The sequence below is a fragment of the Ilumatobacter sp. genome (genome assembly GCF_049588435.1).
Taxonomy (GTDB): Bacteria; Actinomycetota; Acidimicrobiia; order Acidimicrobiales; family Ilumatobacteraceae; genus Ilumatobacter_A.
Window position 1 is genome coordinate 1 of the sequence record NZ_JBAVYV010000361.1, and the last position, 6406, is coordinate 6406.

Sequence of the window (6406 nt, forward strand, 5' to 3'; positions counted from 1 at the left end):
GCATCGCCGCGTGTCGACGGCCGATCACCGAGTGGAAGCCGTCGAGCAGTTCGAGGAACGCCGCACGTCCTTCGATCACACCCTTGTGGTGGAACGTGACGTAGAAGTCGGCCTCCTCGGAACGGACCTTGACGAGGCTCTCCTCGAAATCTTCCAGATCGCTCCACACGTCGCCGTAGTACGGACCGAACCCCGTGAGGTCGATGTCGGACAGGAAGAACGTGTTGTCGACGCGGAAGCCCGAGTGCCCGCGGGTGTGTCCGGGCAGGTGGACCGCTTCCAGGTGAACGCCACCCAGGTCGAACACGTGCCCGTCGCTGAAACCGTGGGCGTCGGGCCGAGCCGTGAAGTGGAACTCGTCGATGACGGTCTTCTCGAAACTCTCGCGGGGCTCACCCTCGAGGCCGTAGACCGCCATCAACCCGTCCATCGATCTGACACCCGGGAGGTCGGCATCGTGGACGTGGATCCGGGCATCGGTGAACAGGCCGTTGCCCGCGATGTGATCCTCGTGGCTGTGGCTGTTGATGACCGCGTCCACCGGAACCGGTGCCCCGCCGCGTGACACGACGTCGATCGACGGGTCGATGATCACCGTCTCGCCGCGTCCACGCACGAGGAGCGAATTGCCCGACGGATACCCGCCGTTGTTCGCTCCGACGAGCACGCTCACCGAATCGCTGAGCCGTCGTTCGTCGACGCCCCAGTCGGCGATCAGCTGCTCCGCTGTCATCGGAAGGCCTGGTCGCGGAGTGCGGAGTCGAGCATCCGCGCAGAGTATCCCGATGTTCCCGGTCCGAGCAGTTCGCGGGCGGCGTCGACCAGCGCGCCGTACGCGGCCCAGGCGAACATGCTGCCGATGGACACCCGGGCGACTCCGAGCTCGGCCAGTTCGGGAATCGTCGGCGCGCCGGGAAGCGCGAGCACGTTGACCGGGATGCCGATCGACACGAGTCGTTCGATGTCGGCTGGCGCAGTCACACCGGGCGCGTAGACCACGTCCGCGCCCGCGTCCCGATACGCCTCGAGTCGGCACACCGTGTCCGTCAGATCGGTCACGCCGTACAGATGGTTCTCAGCACGTGCGGTGAGCACGAGATCGCCGCCGGCCTCCTTCGCGGCTGCCACCCGCGCGGAGCCGTCCTCGAGCGAGCGGATGGTGCCGGTGTGCGGGTCGAAGTCCTCGATCGAGAAGCCTGCTGCGTCGGTTGCCGCAATCAGGGTGGCGGTCTCGGCGACGCCGGCCGGATCGATTCCGAAGCAGTCCTCGCTGTCGACGTTGAACGGCAGTTCGACGGCGGTGGACATCTCGACGACGTGGTCGAGGAGTTCGTCGCGCTGCACGTTCTGGTCGAGTCGTCCGTTCGCTCCTGCGTGGCCGGCGCTCGTGGTGGCGAGCGCTGTTGCGCCGACCTCCGCGAGCAGTTTCGCCGAGCCGATGTCCCACGGGTTCGGCATCACCAGGATTTCGCCGGAGTGGAGCGACCGGAATCGCTGGCGGAGTTCGGCGGCACGCGGCGAGGTCATGGTGCTGTTCTACATCCCGAGCCAGTGTGCTGCTGGCGGGATTCGGGTGTCGATGCCACCACGCCGCGACGTCCAACCTTGGCTCTGGACGTGGGTGTCGTGCCTGCACCGCAAGATCCGATCCGGTGGGGCTCGGTCGTCACCCGGTGTCGCAGTCGGTGGGGCCGAGGTCGGGTCGGCGGAGGTCGGGGTGCTGGTGTCGGAGGTGCCGCGGGATGGTGGGGTCGATGAAGGTGACCCAGCGACTGTCGAGGCGTTCGCCGAGTGGGTGTTCGTAGTCGCCGCGGGTCGGTGGAGGTGGCGCGTCTGGTGGGTGTGGGTGGGCGCCCGAGGCGCGGATGGGGTGTCCGCGGGCGTTGGTGAACACCATCGTGTCCTGCTGGTCAGGATTGCCGTTGATGCCGAGGCGGTGCTTGTGGTGCATCCGATGATGTCGGGCACACAGTGTGAGCAGATTCGCTGTGTCCGTGCCACCGCCGTCGGCCCAGTGCTGGATGTGGTGGATCTCCAACCCGCGCGTCGAGCTGCAGCCGGGGACCTGGCAGCAGTGCTGGTCGCGGTGCAGGATGCTGCGACGGGTGCGGTCGGGAATGCTGCGTTGTGTGCGTCCGACCGAGATCGGGACACCGTCTTCGACGTAGATCGGATCGATCGCGCCATCACAGGTGAGCAAGCGGGCGATCGAGTCGGGAACCATGTCGCCGCGGTCGGTGCGCACTCTGGCATCGAGGTCGAGGTGCAGGTTGACCCGGTACCGATTGCGTCGAGTGGGTTCGGCGATCGTGTCGAGTGAGCGTTGCGCGAGTTCGATCAACGCGTCGACGTCGGACACGACTCGGAACGTGGCGCCGGGGTCGCTGCCGCGGTTCTCGCGGGTGAACACGGCGTCGCGAGCTTCGTCGAGTGCGTTCTCGACGAGCGCGCCGAGGTCGAGATCGAGATCGGCGTGCAACCACCACCGCCCATCGGGCCCGACTCCGTAGCTGACACGATTCGGATCCGGCTCGGGCTCCGGGCCGGGCGTTGGATCAGCCTCGGTCGTCTCGCTGTCGCTGGCTGCGGCCCTCTCGTCGTTGTTGTCGGCCGCGACGTCGGTGTCGCCGCCTTCGTCGTCACGGTTGGCGGGTCCAGGCTCCCAGGTCCAGTCGGTGTCGCGGACCAGCCGACGGATCTGGGTGACCGTCAGCCGTGTCGCGAGTGAGGTGACCTGGCCGTCGGCCCAGGCGGGGATGGTGTTCACGATCGGCATCAACTGGTCGAAGGAGAGTTCGCCCCGGCGCAACGCGTCGATCGCGACCGGCAATTCGTCCGCCCGCCGAGCGGCAGCGACGAGATTGCGAGCGAGGTGTGGTCCGATCGCGCATCGCCAGGCCAGGTACTGCTGGGGTGTCCAGAGTCCGTCGCCTTGCCAGTCACGTTTGTCAGCGTCGGTCAGCCAGATCGTCAGGTCCAACAGCCGGCCCATCTGCGCATTCAGATGCCCGGCAACGTCGTCACACACCGACTCGAACGTGTCGGAATCAATCACATCGACCGGACCTGCCGGGTGATCTGAGTCGCTCGTCGAACTCATACTCGAATCGTACACCTGTTCGATTCGAGAAGCAAGGGCTGGTGTATTCGAATCGGCGATCCTCGAGTGGCGACCGACCGCATTCAACGATGGCTGATCTTCGGCCGAGGCCGGTCGAATCATCTTTCGGTACCGATGCAACCGATCGGCCGCTTCGTGCGCCTATGTATGTGATGGTGGGGATGGAATCACACATGGGCGAGCGGACGTGTCCGTGTCGTTGAACGATCCCCTGCTCGACGGCGACGTCCACGCCAGCGGGCCGGCGACCGACGGTCCGGAACAGGCGGCGTTGTACGACGACCGCCGCGTGCCGATGACGCGGCTGGCGTACCTGTTGACGGGATCTGTTGCCGTCGCCGAGGAATTGGTTCACGACGCCTTCGAACAAGTCGTGCGGCGTTGGGACTCGATCGACAATCCCGGTGGATATCTCCGTGTCGCGGTGGTGAACGGCGCACGCTCGTGGGGCCGCCGCCGGCGGGAAATTCCGTTGCCTCCGCTCGAGAACCATCCCGCGATCGATGCCGATGCGATCGCCGTCCGCGCTGCGCTCGCCGACCTTCGCCATGACGAGCGAGAAGCGCTCGTGCTCCGCTACTACGCCGGCCTCACCGACAGCCAGATCGCGTACGCCGTGGATCGTCCGATCGGAACCATCAAATCGCAGATCCATCGCGGTCTCGAACGAATGAGGAAGGAGCTCGCGTGATGACGAAAGCGCCCGGGCCCGAATCAGATGAACTCGAGACTCGACTCGCCGACGCGATGCGGGTTCTCGCGGAGACCCAGGTTCCCGATGCCGTCGAGGGTGAGAAGGTGGCTCGGCGCAGTGCGACGCGCCCCTTGGCGCTCGTTGCCGCCGTGCTGCTCCTTGCGGTCGGCGGTGTCGGACTCTTCCGACTCGTCGATCGGACCGAGCCGACGGGCGTCTCCGATGGGCCCGCATCCGACGTGCCGATGACGACGGAGGCCCCGAGGGTGGACTCCAGTGTCGATGCGTCGGATGCTGCCAACGCATCACCGAGCGAGCAGGAAGCCGACGTCGATGTCGGCCCGCGCACGACGGCGCAGGTGGGGGCGTTGCCGGACGGCGAGATGGAGGCGATCGCAATTCTGGATCCGGATCCCGGCCGCGGCGAGATCTCGAGCGCTGCTGAGCGTTGGGTTTTCGGTGGGCCTGAGCTCCAGCACTATGCGGTCCGGACGAATGCCGATGGCTCGTCGACCGTGCTCTCGTGGACGATTCTCCCCGACAGCGAGTGGGGAAAGTCATTCGCCGACCAGCCCGATGTCGAACTTCCCGACGGCCGGGTGGCGAAACGCCTCGTGCCGACGCTCGTCGACAGCGTCAACTATGCGATACGAACCGACGACGGTCTGTTCTCGGCGGCCATCTCACCGGATGCGGAGGATGAACTCGGCGACTGGTTCGCGGAGGTTGCCGGCCAACCGTCGAGTGAGATCGACCCGCCCGAGGCGTTCACGGTGGTGCCCGATCAGCTCGATGCTCGCAGCGTGTACTACGGCAGCAACATCGGGATCGATACGGCCGTCTACTTCGGCGACATCGACATCGACACGTTCCTCGTGACCCGCATGCCGGGCTACACGGCGGAGCCCAGCGCGGCGCGGGACGACGTCCTCGTGGCAATCCCTCCCGAATCGCGGAGGGACGTGCTCAACGCGTTGGTTGTCTGGCAGCCGACGCCGGACACGATCGTGACCGCTCACGGGCCTGCCGGCGAACTGGAATCAATTGCAGCGTCTCTCACGATGACCGACCTCGCATCTGCTGACCTCGACGTCCGCGACCAACTGCTGCGATCGTCGGGTGTGTCCGACGTCGAGATCTTGGGCGACACCGCCGAGGGGCGCTTCGTCTACACGAATCGCACCAACGAGGGCGGCCAGGTCTGCACCTCCTTCGTGCACGATGCGTACGGCGGGGGTGGGGGCTGCGACGAGTCCGAGGTCGCCGGGTCGGGTGTCAACTGTGGCAGCGGTTGGTCGGCGCCCGACGAGGCGTTCGCCTTCGTGTTCGTCCCATCCGCAACCGTCCCGTCCGTCGAGTTCACGATCGACGGCCGACCGCTCGATCCGACGATCGAATCCGGCACGACGGACGGTGTCGACTGGGTTTTCGTATCCGTCCGCGAGGCCGGGCACCCCGACTCGAACACGCTGGTTCTCGTGAGCGTCGACGGTCATCACTGCTGAGTCGCGGTCGTCCAGATCGCGGCGCCCGCTCCGTTCTCGGCAGGGTTTCGTTCCGGTTTCCGGGACAGATCCCAGCCGAGAGTGCCACCGACATCTCCGTTAGGTTCCAGGCCGATGCCCGTAGCTTCTCGTTCGCCGACTCGCCTCGCGGGCCTGTCGCCGAACGCGTTGGGTTCGCTGTACATGGGGATCGGGTCGCTGGGATACGTCACGAACGATGCCCTGATTCGGGAGGCCACCGACGAGGGCCTGGACGTGTACCAGGCGCTGTGCCTCCGTGGGATCGCGATGTCGGTGCTGTTCCTGGCGGCCAGTCGAATTCGAGGCGATCGGATCGCCCGCGATCAGCTCACCCGGCCCCTCGTCGTGCGGGTCGTCGCCGAGCTCATCGGAACGGCGTTGTTCTTCGGCGCGATCGTGCATCTCGATTTCGCGAATGCGCAGACGATCCTCCTGATCGTCCCGTTCGCGGTCACCCTCACCGCCGCGCTGGTGCTCGGCGAGCGGGTCAGCGGACGTCTGTATGCGACCGTTCTGGTGGGATTCGTCGGGGTGCTGTTCGTCGTCCAACCGGCGACGGACGCGTTCTCGCCCTGGTCGATCGCTGTGATCGGGGCGGCGGCGTGCCTCACGATCCGCGAGTTCGCCACGCACCGGATCGCCTCGGACATCCCCGCGTCGGTCGTTGCATTGGTCACGGCGGTGTCGCTCACCGTCATGACGGGGGTGCTCGCCGCGTTCACCGGCTGGAACGCCGTCACGACCAGAGCCGGGCTCTACCTCGTGCTCGCCTGTCTCTGTCTGATGGTCGGCTACGTCCTCACGATCCAATCGGTACGCGTCGGCGACCTCAGTGTCTCCGCCCCGTTCCGGTACACGACGTTGCTCGGCGCCGTCGTGCTCGGGTACCTGTTCTTCGACGAGATCCCCGACACGCTGACACTGATCGGCTGCGGGGTCATCCTCGCGAGCGGGCTGTACGCGATCCACCTCGAGCGTTGCGACCCATCCCGGCGCTCCTGACCCGATTCTCGGCAGCCTTTCGTTCCGGAACCCGAGGCGGAATCCAGCCGAGAACGTGACCAG

Annotated in this window: 6 protein-coding genes; 3 read left to right on the forward strand and 3 right to left on the reverse strand. The window is 66.4% G+C overall.

What is annotated here, in order from left to right; all coding sequences use genetic code 11:
* The 3 genes from WBV89_RS14020 to WBV89_RS14030 form a co-directional block, all read right to left on the reverse strand.
* On the reverse strand, positions 1-733 hold a 733-nt coding region (locus WBV89_RS14020), incomplete at its 3' end, for an MBL fold metallo-hydrolase (protein ID WP_423981976.1).
* Entirely contained in the window at positions 730-1527 is a 798-nt protein-coding gene (locus tag WBV89_RS14025; protein WP_423981977.1) for an isocitrate lyase/PEP mutase family protein, read from the reverse strand. The genes WBV89_RS14025 and WBV89_RS14020, both read right to left, overlap by 4 nt.
* A gap of 139 nt (positions 1528-1666) precedes the next feature.
* Complete coding sequence (locus tag WBV89_RS14030; protein ID WP_423981978.1) at positions 1667-3100, reverse strand: HNH endonuclease; 1434 nt, start codon at positions 3098-3100, stop codon at positions 1667-1669.
* A 208-nt stretch (positions 3101-3308) separates the two neighbouring features.
* On the opposite strand from WBV89_RS14030, the gene WBV89_RS14035 reads away from it, so the two are divergent.
* The 3 genes from WBV89_RS14035 (at position 3309) to WBV89_RS14045 (ending at position 6343) form a co-directional block, all read left to right on the forward strand.
* Positions 3309-3812 (forward strand): sigma-70 family RNA polymerase sigma factor, encoded by a 504-nt coding sequence (locus tag WBV89_RS14035; RefSeq protein WP_423981979.1) that lies wholly within the window; start codon positions 3309-3311, stop codon positions 3810-3812.
* Entirely contained in the window at positions 3812-5320 is a 1509-nt protein-coding gene (locus WBV89_RS14040; RefSeq protein ID WP_423981980.1) for a hypothetical protein, read from the forward strand. Before WBV89_RS14035 ends, WBV89_RS14040 begins: the two co-directional genes overlap by 1 nt.
* Positions 5321-5434: 114 nt before the next feature.
* Complete coding sequence (locus tag WBV89_RS14045) at positions 5435-6343, forward strand: DMT family transporter (RefSeq protein ID WP_423981981.1); 909 nt, start codon at positions 5435-5437, stop codon at positions 6341-6343.
* Positions 6344-6406: the final 63 nt, after the last annotated feature.